We start from the raw sequence: 19658 nt of genomic DNA, 5'->3' as shown, positions 1-19658 counted from the left end.
CCATGCTAGGGAGGACGTGTAGACCATGACTTGGATGATATCAAATCCTGAATTATCACAGCAAGCGCTGCTTAATATGGAAAGTATTTTTGCTCTCGGAAACGGTTACCTGGGGGTGCGCGGCAACTTTGAAGAAGGTTACGGCGAGAAGACGAACTCCATCCGAGGCACCTACCTGAATGCCTTTCACGATGTCATCGATATCCCGTATGGCGAGAAACTGTTCGCCTTTCCCGATACACAGCAGAAACTCGTTAACAATATTGATGCCCAAACGATTCAAATCTATTTCGGCGAAGAAGCGGAACCTTTCCGGCTGGATCACGGTACGATTATCTCTCATGAACGCCACCTGCACATGGACAAGGGGTATTCGGAGCGGATCGTGCACTGGAAGTCGCCCGAGGGCAAAGAGGTTCGCCTGACGTTCCGTCGTTTGGTGTCCTTCATCCACCGCGAATTGTTTGCCATCGACGTACGCATCGAACCCGTGAACTATCATGGCGATGTTCGAATCGTCTCAACTCTTAACGGTAAAGTGAAGAACTATACGAATGCCAATGATCCCCGGGTTGCAGCGGGACATGCCGAGCGAATGTCGGTGGTTGATATCGGCGTGCGGGGTAGCGACGGTTACGTCGTGGACGAGACGACGGCTTCCAAATTGCGGGCCGGTTGCGTGACCCGTCATCGCTTCAACGGAAGCGAGAATGATACTGCAGCCAAGATCGAGCCGGGCGAAACAGAAATAACGTATTCTGCAACGGTATCATTAGCGCAGTCGATCTCGATTACGAAGCTTAGCGTGTATACCGACAGTTTGCGGCACGGAGCTGATCTGGTAGAGCACGGCTTGAAACTGCAAGAGGAACTGAGCGGATGGACATTCGAGGATTTGCTCGAAGAGCAGGCCCGGTATATGAGCAACTACTGGAAATCCGCCGACGTGACCATCCAGAACGATGATCAGCTTCAAGAAGGCATTCGGTTCAATCTGTTCCAACTGTTGCAATCGGCTGGACGCGATGAGCACAGCAATATTTCCGCCAAGGGACTTAGTGGAGAAGGTTATGAAGGCCATTATTTCTGGGACACGGAGATTTACATGTTCCCGGTATTCCTGATGACCGATCCGAAGCTGGCTCGCCAGCTGCTGCTGTATCGGTATGCTGCGCTGGAACAGGCCCGAGAGCGGGCACGCGAGATGGGACATCGGCAAGGAGCGCTATATCCATGGCGTACGATTTCGGGTACGGAGTGTTCCTCCTTCTTCCCGTCCGGAACGGCACAATACCACATCAGTGCGGACATTGCCTACAGCTATATTCAATATTATCTTGCTGAGCAGGATAAGGATTTCCTCCTGTCTTACGGTGCGGAGGTATTAATCGAGACTGCCCGCTTATGGGCGGACATCGGCCATTATTATAACGGTGCCTTCCATATTGACGAAGTAACCGGGCCAGATGAATATACCTGCTGTGTGAACAATAACTATTACACGAACGCGATGGCCAAGCATAACTTGAAGTGGGCTGCCAAGAGCTGTTCCATCCTGAAATCTTATGATGCTGCCGGTTACGAAGCACTCTGCAAGCGTCTGGGCGTATCAGAAGAGGAGGTTGCCGCTTGGGCGAAAGCGGCGGATGCGATGCTGCTACCATACGATGAAGCGCTCGGCATCAACCCGCAGGACGACACCTTCTTGCGCAAAGCCGTATGGGATTTCGACAATACGCCGGAGGACAAATATCCGCTGTTGCTGCATTACCATCCGCTTACCATCTACCGCTACCAGGTGTGCAAGCAAGCGGATACGGTACTGGCACACTTCCTGCTGGAGGATGAGCAGAGTTTCGAAACCATTCAGCGTTCGTATGACTACTATGAAGGCATCACAACACACGACTCTTCCCTGTCTTCCTGTATCTTCAGCATCATGGCATCGAAGATCGGAAACACGGACAAAGCTTACGAATATTTCATCGAGACCGCACGCTTGGATCTCGACAACACGCACGGGAACACCAAGGACGGCCTGCACATGGCGAACATGGGCGGCACCTGGATGTCCATCGTATACGGTTTTGCCGGGATGCGGATCAAGGAAAGCGGCCTCTCCCTCTCGCCGGCCATTCCGAAGGATTGGGAGCAGTACGCTTTCCGCCTGAATTTCCGTGGCCGCCTGATCGGCGTATCCATCGACAAAGACAGCGTTACGTTAGAGCTTGTCGAAGGTGAGGCCGTTGAGATTAAGCTGTATAACGAGATCGTTCGCGTGGAAGCCGATCAACCGGTGAAACATTCCCTTTCACCTGCCAATTAATAATAGGGACGGGCTATTATAGCCCTCCCTTCTTCATAAAGGAGCTGCAATGAACATGAGTGAAGCAAAAACACTGAAGGCCGTGATCTTCGACTTGGACGGCGTCATTACGGATACCGCCGAGTATCACTACCGGGCATGGAACGCGATTGCCATCGAGCTTGGCATTCCCTTCACCCGCGAATTCAACGAGCATCTCAAGGGCGTATCTCGCATGGACTCCTTGAAGCTGCTGCTAAGCCAAGCGGCGACGCCGCTGGACTATTCCACAGCGGAATTGGAACAGCTCGCTGACCGTAAGAACAAGCTGTACGTCGAGCTGATCGAGACGATTACACCAGCAGATCTGCTGCCCGGCGTAATGACTTTCGTGGCCGACATTCGGGCCGCAGGTCTTGCGACCGGCATTGCATCGGCCAGCAAGAATGCGATTGCCGTCTTGACGCGACTGGATGTCATGGACCAGTTCGACATCATCGTCGACGTGACGAAGCTGACGAACAACAAACCGGATCCGGAAATCTTCCTGACCGCGGCCGAGCAGCTTGGCGCAGAGCCAAGCGAATGCATCGGGGTGGAAGATGCGGCATCCGGTGTGGACGCCATCAAGGCAGCCGGCATGTATGCCGTCGCCGTGGGCGATGCCGTGCACTTCCCGCATGCGGACATCGTGCTGCCCAGCACAGCGGAGCTGGATTTCCGTGAACTCGCGCAGCGGTTCGCAGAGAAGTAACGTTTGTGGAGTGTTCCATTTATGGAGCACTCCTTTTTTGTTTAGAGGCTCGTGGAGCTCCGAGTTCGTACGCTGAGCTGCAAGTCCCTCTCAGGGACTTGTGCGCTCCGCGAGCGGCGATTTTGACGCTGCTAGTCCCTCTCGGGGACTTATGCGCTCCGCGAGCGGCGTTTTCGCGGACGCATGTCCCTCTCAGGGACTTGTGTGCTCCGCGAGCGGCGTTTTCGTCGCCACAAGTCCCTCTCGGGACTGTGCTCTCCGCGAGCGGCGTTTTCGTCGCTGCAAGTCCCTCTCGGGGACTTGTGCGCTCCGCGAGCGGCGTTTTCGCTGCTGCAAGTCCCTCTCGGGGACTTGTGCGCTCTGCAGGCGGCGTTTTCGCTGCTGCAAGTCCCTCTCAGGGACTTGTGTGCTCTGCGAGCGGCGTTTTCGTCGCTGCAAGTCCCTCTCGGGGACTTATGTGCTCCACGGGCGGCGAGTAACTCGGCCCCTCCCTTTTTTGCAACCCGTCCGTAACTTGGGTAGACTTGTAACTGTAGTTACTTGTAATGAACTAAAGTCATGCAACACATACGCACGAACAATACATAACAAAGGGGAGTTCACGATGGAACAAACGGTGCTGGATGTAGGCGCTCAGAGATTCACGCATGGAGCTGTGACGATGAAGTTACTCGGAGGATTTGATCAGAATGTGTACGAATGCAGGCAAGAGGACGGCCACAGCTTCATCCTTAAATTTCTGGATGCGACCAAATACCGTAAAGCTTCTATCATTCGAGAGCTCACCTGGATGGCATATCTGGCTGAACACGGTGTGAATGTAACCGCCTCTATTCGTTCTCTGGAGGGGCTGCTGATCGAAGAGATTGCCCATGAAGGAAAGACGTATTATGCCATCGCCTTCGCCAAAGCTCCAGGCGCGCCGCTTACAAATCTGGAATCGAATTATGCCGTGGTCGAGCAATGGGGGCGTGATTTGGGCAGAATGCATAAGCTGGGCAAGCAAGATTCGGCGGAACTCATTCATCGCATGGCTTTCCCGCAGTGGAATCAGCATGTGATTGTTACAGACGAATTCCCAAGCGCTGCGGGTGAAGCCGTATTGACGAAATGGAAGCAATATATGGACAAGCTCGACGAACTGCCACAAGACGAGGATGGGTACGGTATCGTTCACCATGACCTGCACCATCACAATTTTCACGTACATAACGATGAACGAATCTACTTTGACTTTGGCGATACGTGCTACCACTGGTTCGCCTATGATATTGCCATCTCGATCTATCATTCGGTTCAGACCGTTCCTGAACAACGCCGCGCCGAATTTACGGCCAGATTCTTCAACTCGTTCATGACCGGTTACTTAAAGGAAAACGAGCTGAGCGAGCAATGGATTCAGGAAATCCCTTTTTTCATCAATTATCGCCATCTGTATTCTTTCGTTTACTTCAGCAAGTTCGTCGATTGGTCTGACATGGATGAACGCACACGAACTTATCTATCCAAGATGAAGGCGGATATCGAGACCGGGAAATCGGTTGTCCAGCTATCCATCTGATATGAAGACAATGGCTAAACCATACAGAGTGCTGGGTTTCCTAACGATAGGAGTTATTCTTGCTGTACCCCTTATTTACCTGCTCCTCCTCCGACCGACACCCATCCAGGTTGGGGGATTCACCTCATTCGAGGGTGAGCATACCCTTATATTCGAAGCGATCAACCGTGGCGTTCACGATGTGGAATTGATAGATGTTCGGATCAATGGCGGCGAGCAGCCTGCCAAGGCAGAACTAGGCGTCAGTTATTCGCTTCATCTGGTCGGCGGTACCGAACTGGACGGAAATTCGGACATTCAGTTCATGGATATGCAAGCCATGCCGATACAACCTGGGTTAACAGCCGATCAGAAGCGTTCCGCACTCCAAGATACAGCCCTCACGCCGCTTAATTATGGTGTCCGGATCTTGAGCGAGGTCCCGATACGCCGGATTGAATTGGAGTATCGCTACTTCGGTTTCACTTTTAAGCGCGAGCTGCCAATGGGCCGATTTTTTCAATAAACGTTACCCTCTGTACCGCTGACGATACTGTCTCGGCGACATATTCACCGTCCGCTTGAACACCTTGCCGAAGTGCGAGAAGTTCCCGAAGCCCGATTGCAGCGCAATCTCGGTAATGGAATGATCGCTCTCCCGCAGCAGCCGCTGCGCTTCCTTGATCCGCAGCAAGTTCAGGTAATCGCTATAGGCGAAACCGGTCGTCTGCTTAAACAGCCTGCTCAGGTAATGGGGGCTGATCCGAAAAGTCGCCGCGACCTCGGTCAAGGGCAGTGCCCGCGCATAATGCTCGTTCAAATACCGTACGATCGCCTGCGTCTTCGGGTGAAGGACCGGCTCCGTATCCGCTGAGCGTACCATCCTTTGTGATGATGCCGCTTCGCATGCAGCAGCAGCTCGAACGTTCGATGACGGAGTAGCAGCTCGCTCCCCTCTTGCGGATTCATCATCTCTTCGATCAGTTGCTCCATAATTCGTGCTACCGTCTCGCTCTCGGACGAAGGAAGCCTTAAGATCGGAAGCTCCCAGCGAAACGGACGCATTAACTCTGATTCGAGCGCTGGCGGGACGGCCAATTCACGCAATAGTTGCGTTCCCATGTAAAATACCATCCGATCATGATCCGGCCTGCCGCTATCCAGCGTCTTATGCACCGCATTCCGGTCGACAAAGACCAGGTCTCCGGCTCTCACTCGGTAGGAACGGTCATTAATGAAATAGATCCGTTCGCCTGACATGAGGTAGTACAGCTCGTAATGATCGTGAAGATGATCAGTCGTCATCGAGAAATAGCCCAATCGGCGGTCATATTCAATATCCAAATACCCGGCCGCATCATGATATTCCGCCTTGAACGGCTTCGCCATCCTCTCAGCCCCCTTCCCCTTTTCCTGAATTATAGCAAAATAAGCGGCTTTTGAAAGCGATTACGCATAAAATGCGGAGAAAACAATGCGCTCCTGTTATAGTCTAGAGCTATATTCAAGGAGGCGATATCAATGACTGACAAGAAACGCTATGTGCTAGTCGGTACCGGTGGCCGGGCCGAATTTTTCTATGGCGCGTTAGCCGAGAATTTCCGGGATAAGTCCGAGCTGACCGCATTTTGCGATATCAACCAGACACGCATGAATTACGCCAATCAGCTGCTGCGGGACAAATACCAGTATCCCGAAGTGCCTACCTATACATCCGACCGGTTCGACGAGATGATTGAAACCCATAAACCCGACTTCGTCATTGTAACCAGCATCGACCGCACCCATCATAAATACATTATCCGCGCGATGGAGCTCGGCTGCGATGTCTCACCGAGAAGCCGATGACGATTGATGAAGAGAAATGCCAACATATCCTGGATGCCGCCAAGCGTACCGGACGCAATATCCGGGTGACCTTCAACTACCGGTATGCCCCGCATCATACGAAGGTGCGCGAGCTGATCATGAATGATACGATTGGACAAGTAACATCCGTCCATTTCGAGTGGCTGCTGAACACACGCCATGGCGCCGATTACTTCCGTCGTTGGCATCGGGACAAGCGAAACAGCGGCGGACTGCTTGTCCATAAGTCCACCCATCACTTCGATCTTGTTAATTTTTGGATCGGATCCCAACCTGAAACCGTTTTCGCATTTGGCGATCTGATGTATTATGGTAAGGAGAACGCCGAAGAACGCGGCGTAACCCAGTTCTACAATCGTGCCACCGGCAATGAATTGGCTAAAGACGATCCATTCGCGCTTCATCTGGACTCAGACGCCCATCTTAAAGCGATGTATCTGGATGCGGAGCAAGAGGATGGTTACCAGCGCGACCAAAGCGTATTCGGGGACGGCATCAACATCGAGGACACGATGGGTGTTCTGGTCCGTTATCGGAACAAAGCGATTCTGACGTATTCCCTCGTCGCTTACCAGCCTTGGGAAGGCTACCGGATCGCGATTAACGGTACCAAGGGCCGAATCGAGATGTCCATCGTAGAACAATCTTATGTAAATTCACTAGGCGACAAGAAGCTTGAAGGTGCGCTCGTCGGCAAGACGCTGCGCGTACTTCCGATGTTCGATGAGCCTTACGAGGTTGAAGTTGAAGAGCAAGCAGGCGGTCATGGCGGAGGCGATCCGGTCCTCTTGAACGATCTGTTCGGCGAACCAGCCGAAGATCCGTACGCCCGTGCCGCTAATCATATCGACGGTGCGAGATCCATACTAACAGGAATTGCAGCCAACCGTGCCATCGCAACCGGTCTGCCTGTACAAATTCAAAATCTGGTTCGGTTCTGATCACCGTACAGGCAGGGTTATAATGTAGCATTGCAGAAAAAGGCTGCGTGATTTCACGCAGCCTTTTTCTGCTCTTACCACCCAGAATCCAGCTCAAGGTGAAGGAGGGAATCTATGTTTTTCTCATTAAAAAGCCGGCTCATTGCCCTGATCGTCGTCCTGTTCATCCTCTCTTTCGGAACGCTCTCCTACTTGCTCTATAGCGAAGCGCGGGCGGTTATTCGATCGTACATCGAATCCTCTGCCCTGGAGAAGATGGAGGAATACGGCGCGTATGTAGATATGGTACAGATGCAAATCTATGATGTAGCCTCGCTTGTATTCAATAGTGATATGACGAAGAACTGGGAAAGCCATATTCAGGATCCCCTCCTGCCCGATGGAGAGAAAATGCTCTCCAACTTGACCATGAGCCGATTTCTGACGCAAGCCACCAACAGTTATACCAGTATATCCGACGTATCCATCTACCGTAGGGACGGGCTGCGGGTGGGTGGCGAGAATCAGGTCGAATATGAACCGGCCTTTCTGGAAGAGTCCTGGTATCAGAACTTCTTCACCTCCGGTGAACGCTGGCTGGCCGCTCACATGGATCAGCACGAACGGGTACGGGACCACGGGAATCCGGTGGTCAGCATGCTGATGCCCATCGGGACCTTCCATCATGCCACCGCTCGGAGTGTCATGAAGATCAACGTGAGTGAATCTTACTTCCTTGAACCGCTAAGCCGTATTCACTTGGCCAAGAGCAGCACGATCTTCCTGTTCAATGAGCAAGGAGACCCTATCCTCTCCCAGCAGACCCAGGAGCTTGGATCAGGAGCGACCGAAGAAATCGACCGCATTCGCATCAGCCGCTGAAATCGGGTGTATCCTATCTGACGAATGATTCGGGCGAACGGGATATCCTGGTGTACAAAAAACTGGGTCGCACCGGCTGGATGCTGGCCGGGCTGGCTCCCGAGAAGGAACTGTATTCTTCTCTGCATCGACTGCAAAGCACGATCATCATCGTCACCATCGTGCTGATTGCGCTGGCACTATTAGCAGCCGCCTGGTTATCTTACGGAGTTACGAAGCCGTTGACCCAACTCGTGCTTGCCATGAGGCAGGTTCAGCGCGGCGGCTTCGATCAGGCTGAAACCCTGCTACCGCCCGACAAGAACGTGAAGAGTGAGATCAGTTACGTCATCTCGACCTTCCGCTATATGATTGATCGACTAAGACAGCATATTCAGAACGAATTCGAACTCAAGCTGCTGCGCCAGCAAGCCGAGTACAAAGCGCTGCTCATGCAGATCAACCCGCATTTCATGTTCAATACGCTGGAACTCGTCAGCAGTCTGGCCATGCAGCGCCGGACCGATGACACCGTGCAGGTGGTCGAGGATCTGGGCAAAATGATGCGCTTCTCCATGAACACCAACGATGACCGCGTGGCGGTAAGTGAAGAACTTGCCTTTGTCCGCCATTACATTGCTATATTACAAACCCGTTTTGGACAAAAGCTGGAGATAGCCGTCTCGGAAGAGGGTAAGCTTGATTCGCTGGTGATGATCAAATTCATTCTTCAGCCGCTGATTGAGAATGCTGTCAAATACAGTTTCCGCCATCAGCCTGCGGCTTGGGTCGATGTTCGCGTCGTGAGAAATGGCGGACAGCTGCGTCTTCTCGTGTCGGACAACGGTCCGGGCATGCCGCCGGATGTAATCGAGCGCGTACAGAATCCCGAGTCCCCTTCTCAACTCGATCCCATTCTGAACAATCGCAGCTGGCATATCGGACTCGGAAATGTCATTGCACGCTGCAGGCTGCACTACGGCGATTTGTTCACCGTTCAAATCCGGACGAGCGAGGCAGGAGGAACCTGCATGGAACTGATCCTACCGGTACAGGAGGAGAGTCATGTACAACGTATTGATTGCTGATGACGAAATAGAAGTTCGTGAAGGACTGAAACTCAAGGTAGATTGGGAAGAGATCGGATTTCGGATTACGGGCGAGGCGAGCAACGGTCTCGAAGCAAGAGTCTATTGGCTTCACGGCGGTATGATCTGCTCGTTACGGATATGAACATGCCTGTCATGGATGGTGTCGGTCTGCTGGATATCTGCCGCCATAACAGCCCGTCCCTTCAAGTTATCATCATCACGGGTTATGAAGATTTTCAATACGCAAGAGCCGGTGTCCGCAATCAGGCAATGGATTATCTGCTAAAGCCGGTCACGAGGGACGATCTGAAATCGGCGCTGATCAAGATTAAGCATGCACTGGATAAGGAGCGTGTGGTCCGAGATGAATCCGAGACGATGCAGTGGCAATTGTCTCAATATTACAAGGAGATGAAAGAGCGATTCCTGCTTGACCTGGTCAAAGGCAAACAGCTTCCCATCTCCTCCATCCCGGAACGTGTGCGACTGTTCGATCTGGATGCCTGGCAGGAGCAAGAGGTCTGCTTCGTTACGGCTGGCATGCAAGATGCCAAGCAAGAACCAAGCGAGTTAGGGCGCACACCCGTTCAGCTGCGCCTGCCGTTCCAGATGGTCTGCCACGAAATTGCGCAGACCTATCACCAGACGATTCAGATTTTTCACGATCCCGCATATCCGGGCTTCATGCACTTCGTCGCCATAGGCGGTACACAACGCGTGTTTGCGGAGAGACTTAAGCAACAGGCCAACTCCTATCTAAATATCGATGTTCAGATCAGCATCGGTCAACCAGTCAAGGGATTTTCCGCCTGGAAGGAAGGTTATATGTACGCCTTACTGGCCTGGAATGTGGAGATACGCCATAGCGGTCCGGGAGCAGTCGGCGGCCGCACTGCCGTGGCAGACCGTAGCCCGCTATTACCGGAGGAGACAAGCCGCATATTACAGAAATGCCTAAGTAAGGGCGATCTGGTGACGTTCCGGCTGATGATCCGGCAAGAACTTCGCGAGGCAGCCCGAATATCGCCTTCGCGCTTAGTGCGAAGCATCTTTCAAATCTCGCTGTTGATGGAAACGGCGGCTGCCGAATTCATTGGTTATACACCGGAGCGAGCGCCTATATGGTCATCTCCCGAATGGCACTGATACTGGAAACCCCCGATCAAGCCGAAGGATTTCTTATGCAGATGGCCGCGGACCTCGTATCCCGGCAGCAGGCCCCATCCCATCCTGAAATAACCCGGATTGATGCGGCCAAGCGCTACATCGAGGAGAATTACATGCAGGAGTTAACACTGACCTCACTCGCAGAGCAGTATAACTACCACCCGACCTATTTCTCGGAAATGTTCAAAGAGGAGGCGGGTGTGTCCTTTATCCAATATGTAACCGAAGTCCGCATGAAGCAGGCGGTTCGTCTGCTTACGGAGACCCAATTAACCGTGTGGGATATCGCCGAACTGGCCGGGTTCTCATCACCCAGCTACTTCAGCTCCAAATTCAAAAAGATGTTCCATATGAGTCCAACCGACTACCGCAGCAAGCAATCCGAAGAAATTGATGGTCATGATCCGAAGAAATGAGATTCCTCCTTCCTCCCCGTCCCGGTATGATGAATTTACCGGGACGATAACCCACAATTGTAAGCGGCTACAATAGCGCTAGTGGTGGATATGTCCTCTGTCATCATTTTGGAGGGAGGCACACTATGAAGAAGTTGTCCAAGCCCTTGTACGGACAGCAGAATAAGACGGCCTATCTATTTCTCTTACCTTGGCTGATCGGCTTATTCTGTCTGACGCTCGGGCCGATGATTGCGTCGCTATACTTATCCATGACCAAATTCAATCTGCTGTCATCGCCAACTTGGACGGGACTTAGCAATTACGTCACGATCTTTACGGAAGACGATACGTTCCGCAGATCGTTATGGCTTACATTCTATTATGTGTTCCTGTCTGTTCCGCTCCGGCTTGCGTTCGCCCTGCTCGTCGCCATGGCACTTAATCGGGGCATCCGCGGACTCGGCATTTACCGGACCGTGTACTATATTCCATCCCTGCTAGGCGGAAGTGTAGCGATTGCGATCGTATGGCGTCAAATTTTTGACGGAGACGGATTAGTTAACCAATTCCTGAATTGGTTCGGCATTGTAGGTCCTTCCTGGATCGCCCATCCGGATTACGTTGTCTACACCATTATCACATTGTCCATCTGGCAGTTCGGCTCCGCAATGGTCATATTCCTCGCGGGTCTCAAGCAGATTCCTGCGGACTTGTACGAGGCTTCGGGCGTGGATGGAGCTGGCAAGGTGAAGCAGTTCTTCAGCATTACGCTGCCCATGCTCTCGCCTGTCATCTTCTTCAACCTGATCATGAGCATGATTAACTCTTTCCAAGCCTTTACCCCAGCCTACGTCATCGGGGATGGCCGCGGCGGACCGCTCGATGCCACGATGTTCTATACGCTGTATTTATACCTGAAAGGATTCTCATTCTTCGATATGGGTTACGCTTCAGCCCTGGCATGGATTATGCTGCTTATCCTTGGCGTATTTACGGCCATCGTCTTCATCACATCGAAATACTGGGTATTCTACGGGGATAACCAGGAAGGGAGGTAGAGATAATGGACACACCACTCAAGCGACGACTGGTTCAAGCCGGCAGACACGCAGCCATTATCCTCCTCGGGTTGTTGATGCTCTATCCGGTCCTATGGCTGGTTGTCAGCTCATTTAAACCGAATCATCTCATCTTTACCAATACAAGTCTGATTCCGACAGCCTTCACGCTTGATCATTATGTGAACGGCTGGAAAGGGCTGCAAGGTATATCGTTCGGCCGATTCTTCAGCAACTCGTTGCTGATCTCCGTGCTTAGCGTAATCGGAAACGTGATCTCATGTTCCCTTGCGGCTTATGCCTTCTCCAGGCTTAAGTTCAAATTTAAAGGTATTCTGTTCAGCATCATGCTGGTCACGATCATGCTGCCGTACCACGTGACCTTGGTACCTCAGTACATTCTCTATAACGAACTGCAGTGGATCAATACGTATTTTCCGCTCATTCTGCCTAAGTGGCTGGCTCAAGACTCTTTCTTCATTCTACTGATGGTACAGTTCATCCGCGGGATTCCGCGGGAGCTGGATGAGAGTGCCACCATCGACGGCTGCGGTCAGCGGCAAATCTTTTTTCGGATCGTGGTGCCGCTCTTGGTACCTGCGCTGATCACAACGGCGATCTTCACCTTCATCTGGAGCTGGGATGACTTCTTCAGCCAGATGATCTACCTGAGCAACATTGATCTATTTACCGTTCAACTCGGCATTCGCTCCTTGTTCGACCCTTCAGGTCAATCGGATTGGGGTGCACTGCTCGCGATGTCTACCTTGTCATTGCTGCCTGTCACTATCATCTTCCTCGTGTTCCAGCGGTACTTCCTTGAAGGTATTGCAACCACAGGCTTGAAATAGGGCAAGCATTAATGGATAGAAAAACATGAATACAATACATTCTTAGAACCGGGGGGAATCTTAACATGTTAAAACGATTGATGGTTGGAACGCTCGCTACACTCATGTTGTTCGTTACAGCCTGTTCTGGAACAGATCATACCGGCGCTACCGGAGATGCAGAGCAAGGAACCGATGCTGGCGGCCAAGTCGAGTTGCGCATGATGTGGTGGGGTGACCAAAAACGCGCAGATATTACGAATGAAGCTATACAGGTATTTCAAGAGAAGCATCCGAATATTAAAATCGTTGGCGAATTCTCGCCTTCCTCGGGATATTTCGACAAACTGAATACGCAGCTTGCTTCCGGCACGGCAGCGGATGTCTTTTTCCTCGGCGGTAACGTCGTCGATTACGCCAAGAAGAACGTATTGCTGGACTTGGAGCCTTATGTCGGCACTGAGCTAAACCTGGACGATATGGATACAACCATGGTGGATTACGGCCGGATCGACGGAAAGATGCAGCATATCTCTGCTGGTGCCAACGCTAGAGGCATCGTTATTAATACGGCACTATTCGAGCAAGCCGGCGTCCCGTTGCCTGAACAAGACTGGGATTGGGATGAATTCGCCGCCGTCAGCAAAGAGCTGTCCGATAAGCTCGGCAGTGGAATGTTCGGTACGTATAACTTCACGGTTGACGGCATGGACATCTATCTGAAACAGCGTGGCAAGCAGCTCTATGACATGGAGAACGGTACGCTTGGATTCGAGCAAGCCGACATCCTGGAATGGTTCGAATACTGGGAAGAGGCTACCGAAACAGGTGGAGTCGTTACGCCTGAGCTGCAGGTATCCGCACCACATGACGATACAAGCAAATCTCTTCTGATCACGGGCAAGGCGGCTATGAGCCTGCTTCCTTCCAATCAACTGGCTGCATTCCAGAGCCTGACGGAAGATCCGTTGATTCTGCATCCTGTACCTCGCGGACCTAAGGGCACCGGCGTCGTGTTTGAATCCAGTCAAGGCTTGTCCGCTTATGCCAATACCAAGCATCCGAAAGAAGCTGCCATTCTGATGGACTTCTGGATCAATGACCCGGATGCTGCCCGGATTCTGGGCAATGATCGCGGGGTTCCGGTTACCGAAGCCAACCGCACGATCCTGCAGGAAGATGCAAGTCCAGTTGAGGAGATTGTGTACAATTACACAAGTCTCGTATCTGAGGCGACCAAGACCGAGCCTTTCGATGTAAGTTACAACCCGCCAGGATTCGCGGAATTCTCCAAGCTGGCGCAGACAACCACGCAAGAAATCGGCTTCGGCCGCAAGAATGTTGAGCAAGCCGTTAACGACTTCTATAATGGCACGATTCGTATCTTTGAGACCAATCAACAATAACAGGGCGACATGAATCATCATCCTCGTCCATGAAGGAGGATCCCATGAACGATTCCTTGTTGAACCAGCTGCGCCAGATGCCTGCCGGACATCGGGTGCAGCCGGTGAAACCGGAAGACCATAACTTGCTAAGCGAATGGCAGCGAGCTGACATTCGTTTTGCCGCTTCCGGTGGACGACTCCAGGACACCTATTATCACGCAATTGAAAAGCTGATGCGCTGCATCGTTCCTATGAACGGCAGCGCTCCTATTCTTCAAGAGGGCGGTATTTATCTTGGCTGCTGGTTAGAGAGTACGGGCACCATCAACGCGGAGCTGTTATCACGCTTCATTCCCTCCGTCTCCCAAACGACGTATCTGGCCTTCGCGAAGCATCAGAGAGAAGACGGGCTGCTGCCCTATAAACTGACGGCAAACGGTCCTTCCTACCGACAGATTCAGCTCGTTACGCCGCTTGCGCGAAGCGTATGGCATCATTATCAGCTTCATGGCAAAGACACCGAGTTCCTGAAGACGATGTATGACGCCATGACGCAATATGATGAATGGATCGCTGCAAATCGCAATACGCGCGGTACAGGCTGTGTGGAGGCATTCAGCACGTTTGATACGGGGCATGATCTGTCACCAAGATTCTGGCACGTTCCAGACACCCCTTATATGGGTGATTCTTCGGCTTACCATCCGGACTCTCCGATTCTGCCGTTTCTGGCCCCGGATCTGACCGCCAACATCTACTGTCAACGAACTTATCTGGCACGTATGGCTGAAGAACTCGACGACTCCGCTTCCGCTAAGGCATGGGAAGATAAAGCCGCAGACAGCCTGAATAGCCTGCTTCAATACTGTTACGATGAAGAGGACATGTTCTTCTATGACCGCGACCGAAACGATGAATTCGTACGGGTACAATCCGATGTCCTACTGCGCGTGCTGGCTTGCGAGGTCGGTGACCGGGAGCTGTTCGATCAGATGCTGCGCAAGTATTTGCTGAATACGAGCAAATTTTTTGCCAGATTCCCGTTCACGTCGCTATCCATGGACGACCCGAGATTCGATCCGTTCTCGACGTATAACAGCTGGGGCGGAGCCTCCAACTTCTTGAGCTTGATCAGGGCGCCGCATGCATTCGAACACCATCATCGCTATGTGGAATTGACGTGGGTGCTGTACTCGATCCTCTCTTCACTTTCGAAGGCAGAGCGTTTCTCTCAAGCAATCAGTCCGTGGACGGGCGAAGAAGGCTTCACGGAGACGTATTCACCATCCATTCTCTGCCTGCTGGACTACGTGGAACGCTTATGCGGCATTATGCCGGTAGACGGAGAAGCGTTATGGTTCACCGGTTTGCTTCCCATCGACATGGATCACGGCGAAGAGGTCGCTCACAATACAGCCTACAGCAGAACCGTTGCAGGCGTTACGTTCGAACTGGTCAATACCCCGGATCTTGTCTCCATCTATCGTGACGGCGAGCTCTATCTTCAAGGACCGGCCGGCATTCGAATCGTTACCGACATGGCGGGCCATCTGACCGGACTGATCGGTATGAGTGTCCGGGATGTCGAAGGCGAACTCCACTATCAAGGGAATGCTATTCCGTTCCGTATCAAAGGCAACGAGATGCAGCGATACACGGACGGACAACTGACGACCGAACGGGATATCGGCATCATCTATCCCGCCTACCGCTAATCACGCAGGAGGTATCCGCTCTTATGAAAACGCAAGACATTCAGCTTCGGGATCTACATTCTTCCGATTCCCGAGCAGCAGACATACTATATGTACGGCAGCACGGACAAGAATATCTGGAAGGAAGGCAATGGCTTTAACGTTTATACGAGCCGGGATCTCGTGGATTGGGAAGGTCCGATCAACGTATTCCGTAAACCGGAGGGATTCTTCTCCGACGTCAACTTCTGGGCGCCCGAGGTCTACGCATATGATGGCCGCTACATGATGTTTGCCACTTTCCGCAGAAAAGACAATGATCTGCTCGGAACCGCGGTTTTAACAGCAGCGCAGCCAACGGGTCCGTTTACGCTTCACAGTGACGGTCCTTTGACACCGAAGGAGTGGAGTTCGCTGGACGGCACGCTGTATATCGACGATCAGCGCCAGCCCTGGATGGTCTTCTGCCACGAATGGCAGCAGGTCGGCGACGGCGAGATTTGTGCGATGCGACTCAGTCAGGACTTGAAGGAAGCCGTATCCGAGCCGGTCACGCTGTTCCGGGCATCGGAAGCGCCATGGACGACGCCATTCCATTCCCCCCGCTTTCCCGGATCGGGGAATTATGTGACCGACGGCCCTTTCCTGCACCGGACTTCGGCAGGCACGCTCTTATTGCTGTGGGCGAGCTTCGTGAACGGTAGTTACGCTCTAGCATTGCCCAATCACAATCCGGCGACATCGAGGGGCCGTGGGAGCAGGATGCTGAACCGCTCTATTCGAGCGACGGAGGGCACGGTATGTTGTTCAGGAAATGGGATGGGCAGCTTGTCCTAACCGTGCATACTCCTAACCAGACGCCGGATGAACGTCCGATCTTTATCGAAGTTGAAGAGACGGGTGATAGCGTTCAGGTGAACATCAAGTGAATAAACAAACAGAGGGGCTGGTCCGACAATAATCGTCGGTCCAGCCCCTCTCATATCTTCAAATTACAGCTTCACAATTTTACCTGTATCTTGCGATTCGAACGCACCCAAGATTACATTCAGGGAACGCAGTCCTTCCTCACCAGAAATGCTAGGAGGCGTGTTTGTCAGAATCGATTCCACAAACGCGTCGATCACGCCGCTCGGTACTTGCTTCTCGTTGGTGGCCATCGCGCCCACCTTGTAAGTTTCCACCGTACCGTCGGTCAATTCCACTATAACCTCGTCACCGTTATCTGTACCGATCTTCAAAGCACCCTTCTCACACCACAAGACTGTACCGTTGTCACCGGCTCTGTAGTGAGTCCAGCTCGCCATCAACGTGCCAACCGCACCGCTCTTCATGCGAACGATACACGTTGCGTTGTCGTCCACATCCGTTCCTTCTTTATGAACCGTTCCGATGAAACCGGCAACCTCCACGATTTCATCATTCAGCAAATAGCGGATGAAATCGGATTTGTGCACGCCGAGATCACCCATAGCACCCATAACCGCTTCTTCTTTACGGAAGAACCAGCTGTCACGTCCATCGAGACTCCAGCCTTCTGGACCACCATGTCCGAAAGACGTGCGGAAAGTCAGAACTTTACCAAGCTTGCCGGAATCCAAAATCTCCTTCGCCTTCACATGTGGAGGCATCAGACGCTGATTGTGACCCACCATCAGGTATACCCCGTTCTTACGGGCAGCCTCAATCATACGCTCTCCTTCTTCAGTCGATGCTGCCATTGGCTTCTCAACCAATACATGCAGTCCTGCGTTGGCTGCGGCAATACTCATGGGTGCGTGCAGGTAGTTAGGCGTACATACGCTAACGGCGTCAAGCTTCTCGTTCTTCAGAAGCTCTTGATAGTCGGTATAAGCATTCCCGCCATATTGCGCGGCCATTTCTTCAGCGCGTTCCTTAACCGGATCGGCGAAAGCTACCAGTTCCACATTCTCATTATTTGCGTACTCCGGGATATGTCTACGCTGGGCGATCGCGCCGCAGCCGAAGACAGCTACTCTAATTTTGCTCATGGAAAGTCTCCTTTTATCAATAAATTAGAATTGGTTTAGATAGTTTTGTTTGACCCAGTTTATGCTGTTCTCTACGCTTTGCAGCGGTGGATTCTGACATACGTCCTGCTCGACGATCAGCCATTCCGTGCCAGCATCGGATGCGGCTTGAATAACGCCCTTCAGATCTACGGAACCTTGGCTAAGTTCCAGCGTCTTCATGTTGCCTTCGGCATCCTTGCTGAAATCCTTCAGATGAAGCAGCGGCAAACGTCCAGCGTACTTCGGAATGTACTTCAGCGGATCCTGTCCCGCGAACTGAACCCAACACACGTCCATCTCGACTTGAACGTCTTCAGGCTTGGTCGCGTTGTACATCGCGTCAAACACGAATTCACCGTCAACCGAGGCTGTAAACTCGAAATCATGATTGTGGTAACCGAAGACCAGACCTTGCTTGCGTGCCTCCGCACCAACTTCCGCCAGGAAGGAGAACAGGTTCTTCCAATCCTCGGCATCCTTGCGGTCCTCTTCAGCAACATAAGGACACATCATATATTTAGCGCCAATCGTCTTCAGATAATCGATTTCCTTCTGTAAATCTTCGCGAAGAAGATGCAATCCAACATGACTGCCGATAGCCTTCAAACCGAGCTCATCTAGAAGCGTTTTCATTTCTTCAGCCGGAATGTCGCCATAACCCGCAAACTCAACGCCTTCATACCCAAGTTCAGCGACTTTGCGGAGCGTTCCGCGGAAATCCTGTGCCGTCTCATCACGCAGGGTATACAACTGCAAACCGATATTCATTCTTCTCATTGTTAGCGCACCTCTATTCAAAAAATGATTGCTCAATCTGCTACTATCATACATGGAAATGGGCTAAAATGAACATAAACAATATGGCTGCAACATGAACTATCTGCTTATATTTTTACTGGAGGTTATCACCAATATGGACGCTAGACTGCTGATCTGCGATTACTCCTATCACTTTCAACAATTCAGCACCAGCACCGCGGGGGATTAACAACCTATCTTTTCCGTTTGCAGACGGAAGGCTCCTGCGAAGTTTACTGCAACGGTGTCGAACATCTCGTGCAGACAGGCGATCTGCTTCTGCTCAAGCCCGGTGACGAATACGAACTGCGCGTAAAGGATGAAGGCCAGGATGGGCGCGTGTCCAGTGGAGATTACTACATATTTTGCGACGGCGCCTGGATTGATGAATGGTGGACACGCCAGGCTCGTCCCGTAGTCAGCCATACCGGGGTCGACGACCAACTGCTCGGATTATGGCGACAGATGCTGCTGGAGAAACGCCGCAGCCTGGAAGAAAAGCACGGGGAGTTGACCGACTACCTGCTGCGAAGCCTCTGCCTTTATCTGGATCGTGCGATCAGTGAGATCAAGCCGACGGATCGACTCGCCTTCACCGCCCTGCGCCTCAAGCGCTTCGTGGAGGAACATGCCACCTTGACATTCAAACTGGAGGAAGCGGCCTCACATGTTGGACTCAGCTTGTCCCGAGCGGTAAAGCTATTCAAGGAGTATTACGGCAAGACGATGATCCAGTATGCGCTGGAAATCAGGCTGAATGCAGCCGTCGAGCGAATCAAGTATAGCACCATGACGCTGGAGGAAATCGCAGAGACCTGCGGCTTTGCGAGCTATTCGTATTTTCACCGAGTATTCCGTGCCAATTACGGGATGTCCCCCGTTAAATTCCGGGAAAAGGCTACCGTCCCAGCTAACCCGGGAGAACGCACGTTTGACTAAACATAATCAAGAG

The 19658-nt window shown here is 52.2% G+C and carries 17 protein-coding genes and 3 pseudogenes; 16 read left to right on the top strand and 4 right to left on the bottom strand.

Annotation, left to right across the window (positions count from 1 at the left end; all coding sequences use genetic code 11):
* The first annotated feature begins 25 nt into the window (after nt 1–25).
* The 4 genes from JCM10914_RS09300 (at nt 26) to JCM10914_RS29995 (ending at nt 5125) form a co-directional block, all read left to right on the top strand.
* A complete protein-coding gene (locus JCM10914_RS09300; protein ID WP_023959974.1) occupies nt 26–2326 on the top strand; it encodes a glycoside hydrolase family 65 protein in 2301 nt (766 codons plus the stop codon).
* A 55-nt stretch (nt 2327–2381) separates the two neighbouring features.
* On the top strand, nt 2382–3059 hold the full coding sequence (gene pgmB, locus JCM10914_RS09295) for a beta-phosphoglucomutase (protein WP_036717503.1): 678 nt from the start codon (nt 2382–2384) through the stop codon (nt 3057–3059).
* Between the two features lie 604 nt (nt 3060–3663).
* Nucleotides 3664–4620, top strand: coding sequence for a phosphotransferase enzyme family protein (locus JCM10914_RS09290; RefSeq protein WP_023959970.1), 957 nt, complete (start codon nt 3664–3666; stop codon nt 4618–4620).
* 181 nt (nt 4621–4801) lie between these two features.
* Nucleotides 4802–5125 (top strand): hypothetical protein, encoded by a 324-nt coding sequence (locus JCM10914_RS29995; protein ID WP_023959968.1) that lies wholly within the window; start codon nt 4802–4804, stop codon nt 5123–5125.
* 3 nt (nt 5126–5128) lie between these two features.
* Here JCM10914_RS29995 and JCM10914_RS29990 read toward each other — a convergent pair whose 3' ends face one another.
* Nucleotides 5129–5419, bottom strand: a complete 291-nt coding sequence (locus tag JCM10914_RS29990; protein ID WP_023959966.1) for a helix-turn-helix domain-containing protein — start codon at nt 5417–5419, stop codon at nt 5129–5131.
* Nucleotides 5416–5988: an AraC family ligand binding domain-containing protein gene (locus JCM10914_RS09280; RefSeq protein WP_023959964.1), complete on the bottom strand. Its 573-nt coding sequence runs from the start codon at nt 5986–5988 to the stop codon at nt 5416–5418. Before JCM10914_RS09280 ends, JCM10914_RS29990 begins: the two co-directional genes overlap by 4 nt.
* Nucleotides 5989–6120: 132 nt before the next feature.
* On the opposite strand from JCM10914_RS09280, the pseudogene JCM10914_RS09275 reads away from it, so the two are divergent.
* The 11 genes and pseudogenes from JCM10914_RS09275 to JCM10914_RS09240 all read left to right on the top strand — a co-directional run bounded on the left by JCM10914_RS09275 (nt 6121) and on the right by JCM10914_RS09240 (nt 16804).
* A pseudogene (locus JCM10914_RS09275) lies at nt 6121–7409 on the top strand (Gfo/Idh/MocA family oxidoreductase).
* A gap of 114 nt (nt 7410–7523) precedes the next feature.
* Nucleotides 7524–8270, top strand: coding sequence for a cache domain-containing protein (locus tag JCM10914_RS29985; RefSeq protein WP_023959958.1), 747 nt, complete (start codon nt 7524–7526; stop codon nt 8268–8270).
* Between the two features lie 50 nt (nt 8271–8320).
* Nucleotides 8321–9337 (top strand): sensor histidine kinase, encoded by a 1017-nt coding sequence (locus JCM10914_RS29980; protein ID WP_023959956.1) that lies wholly within the window; start codon nt 8321–8323, stop codon nt 9335–9337.
* Nucleotides 9315–9482 (top strand): response regulator, encoded by a 168-nt coding sequence (locus tag JCM10914_RS29975; RefSeq protein WP_023959954.1) that lies wholly within the window; start codon nt 9315–9317, stop codon nt 9480–9482. The genes JCM10914_RS29980 and JCM10914_RS29975 overlap by 23 nt, the downstream gene beginning before the upstream one ends.
* Nucleotides 9443–10486 (top strand): response regulator, encoded by a 1044-nt coding sequence (locus JCM10914_RS29970; RefSeq protein WP_231638592.1) that lies wholly within the window; start codon nt 9443–9445, stop codon nt 10484–10486. The genes JCM10914_RS29975 and JCM10914_RS29970 overlap by 40 nt, the downstream gene beginning before the upstream one ends.
* A complete protein-coding gene (locus JCM10914_RS29965) occupies nt 10462–10923 on the top strand; it encodes a helix-turn-helix transcriptional regulator (protein ID WP_023959950.1) in 462 nt (153 codons plus the stop codon). The genes JCM10914_RS29970 and JCM10914_RS29965 overlap by 25 nt, the downstream gene beginning before the upstream one ends.
* Before the next feature lie 125 nt (nt 10924–11048).
* Entirely contained in the window at nt 11049–11963 is a 915-nt protein-coding gene (locus JCM10914_RS09260; RefSeq protein ID WP_023959948.1) for a carbohydrate ABC transporter permease, read from the top strand.
* A gap of 5 nt (nt 11964–11968) precedes the next feature.
* Nucleotides 11969–12814 carry a carbohydrate ABC transporter permease gene (locus tag JCM10914_RS09255; protein WP_023959946.1) on the top strand — a complete coding sequence of 282 codons (846 nt, stop codon included), beginning with the start codon at nt 11969–11971 and terminating at the stop codon, nt 12812–12814.
* Between the two features lie 65 nt (nt 12815–12879).
* Nucleotides 12880–14199: an ABC transporter substrate-binding protein gene (locus tag JCM10914_RS09250; protein ID WP_023959944.1), complete on the top strand. Its 1320-nt coding sequence runs from the start codon at nt 12880–12882 to the stop codon at nt 14197–14199.
* A 44-nt stretch (nt 14200–14243) separates the two neighbouring features.
* On the top strand, nt 14244–15896 hold the full coding sequence (locus tag JCM10914_RS09245) for a glycoside hydrolase family 37 (protein ID WP_023959942.1): 1653 nt from the start codon (nt 14244–14246) through the stop codon (nt 15894–15896).
* A gap of 23 nt (nt 15897–15919) precedes the next feature.
* A pseudogene (locus JCM10914_RS09240) lies at nt 15920–16804 on the top strand (glycoside hydrolase family 43 protein).
* Between the two features lie 63 nt (nt 16805–16867).
* On the opposite strand, the gene JCM10914_RS09235 reads toward JCM10914_RS09240, so the two are convergent.
* Together JCM10914_RS09235 and JCM10914_RS09230 are read right to left on the bottom strand one after the other, a co-directional pair.
* On the bottom strand, nt 16868–17887 hold the full coding sequence (locus JCM10914_RS09235; protein WP_023959938.1) for a Gfo/Idh/MocA family protein: 1020 nt from the start codon (nt 17885–17887) through the stop codon (nt 16868–16870).
* A gap of 24 nt (nt 17888–17911) precedes the next feature.
* Nucleotides 17912–18685 (bottom strand): sugar phosphate isomerase/epimerase, encoded by a 774-nt coding sequence (locus tag JCM10914_RS09230; RefSeq protein ID WP_023959936.1) that lies wholly within the window; start codon nt 18683–18685, stop codon nt 17912–17914.
* 136 nt (nt 18686–18821) lie between these two features.
* Between JCM10914_RS09230 and JCM10914_RS09225 the strand changes: the two are divergent.
* Nucleotides 18822–19645 (top strand): annotated as a pseudogene (locus tag JCM10914_RS09225) (helix-turn-helix domain-containing protein).
* Nucleotides 19646–19658 lie beyond the last annotated feature (13 nt).

The organism is Paenibacillus sp. JCM 10914, from assembly GCF_001315105.1.
Taxonomy (GTDB): Bacteria; Bacillota; Bacilli; order Paenibacillales; family Paenibacillaceae; genus Paenibacillus_AQ.
This window is presented reverse-complemented; position numbering and strand designations above follow the sequence as displayed.